The following is a 1,278-nucleotide window of genomic DNA, read 5'->3' on the forward strand; positions in this document are numbered from 1 at the left end:
CAAGGTGAAGAAGACAGCGGGCAAGCGAAGCTTGGCCTTTAAGGGTGCCACGGGCGTAAGCCCGTGGTAGTTCACTTTGTCCCGTGTTACTTTGCGTCCTATGCGTTAAACTGGTTTTTGACCTTCTCCTGCGGCCTTTTTCCCGGTCACTACTCCTTCACCTTGTGATTGGACCAGTGAATGTGCACGATGACCCACTGGCCATCGGTTTGTTTCAGGGTCATGGTTTCTGCCGTCTTCAGGTGGAAACCCTTGCCCTTATACCTGGTCTTCAGATCGTAGATGGAACTCACGGTGGCCGTGTTGCCCTCTATCCAGGATGTCTGGCTTTCAAGCTTGCGCTTGGCCTCGGCGGAAAAAGCGATGTCAGACTTCAGATGGCCTTCGGCGTAATGCTTCAAGGAGGTTTCAGCCTGTCCATCCTCAAACAGTAGAAGGTCTTCGGCCAGCATCCCTTTGGCGGCTTCAATATCACCATCCAAAATGGCCTTGTGGTAAGCTGCCACCTTTTCCTCAGGCGCACCCGCTGCCGCGGTGCCGGGAGCCAGGGCTGCCAAAAGGGTCAATGCGATGAGGGTCAACAATGATCGCTTAATCATAAAATACCTCCTGAATGAGTAAATAGTGAAATTGTCTAACGGTGTTAACTATAGGTTAACTATAGCATAGCCGATCTATATTGTCAGGAATTTGGAGGTTAATTCTCCGACACGCAAAGACGGGGGAAGGGCAGCTGACACAGAGACACGGGGACATGGCGTAACAACGGTATGGGAGTGAGGGGGTAAGGGGGTAAAACCTTAAACCTGAAACTTGGAGTCAGGAGAACGACTAGTGCATGGCGCGTGGGATGTGGGTTTTTGGTTCTACATTTCAAATTTCAAAATGGATCCAAAATCTCTGGATAATCACGTTCATGGTTACTTATGAATGTCCCCTCGCAAAGAAGGTATTAAAATCCATGATTTATCGCAACTGCGCCCAGTCGCATCACGCGCACACGAGCCCTTATTCGGAATTCCCGGTTTCACCTGCTGCGTTCCGGCCCGCGATTCGGCCGAAGACCAGGCACTCGGTGATGGCGCAGCTACCCAGGCGGCAGGCCCCGTGGACACCGCCAGTTACTTCCCCGGCTGCGTAAAGGCCTTTCACCGGTTCCTGGTCAAGGTTTATCGGGTTGTTGCTCAAACATGGCTGAGTCTGGTTTTTCGCAACTCCCCGCCATATGTTCCTAAACCGTGATCGGCTGAACTGGATCAAAACCGAGTAAAAGAAGAA

Annotated in this window: 2 protein-coding genes; both read right to left on the reverse strand. The window is 51.6% G+C overall.

Going from position 1 to position 1,278, the window contains the following annotated elements; genetic code table 11:
- Positions 1-149: 149 nt before the first annotated feature.
- The gene (locus tag P1S59_14460; protein MDF1527427.1) at positions 150-599 is read right to left on the reverse strand and encodes a nuclear transport factor 2 family protein; all 450 of its coding nucleotides are present in this window, start codon (positions 597-599) and stop codon (positions 150-152) included.
- 409 nt (positions 600-1,008) lie between these two features.
- Positions 1,009-1,278 (reverse strand): FAD-binding protein (locus tag P1S59_14465; protein ID MDF1527428.1); only part of this gene is annotated, 270 nt, incomplete at its 5' end.

The organism is bacterium, assembly GCA_029210965.1.
Lineage (GTDB): Bacteria > BMS3Abin14 > BMS3Abin14 > BMS3Abin14 > BMS3Abin14 > JALHUC01.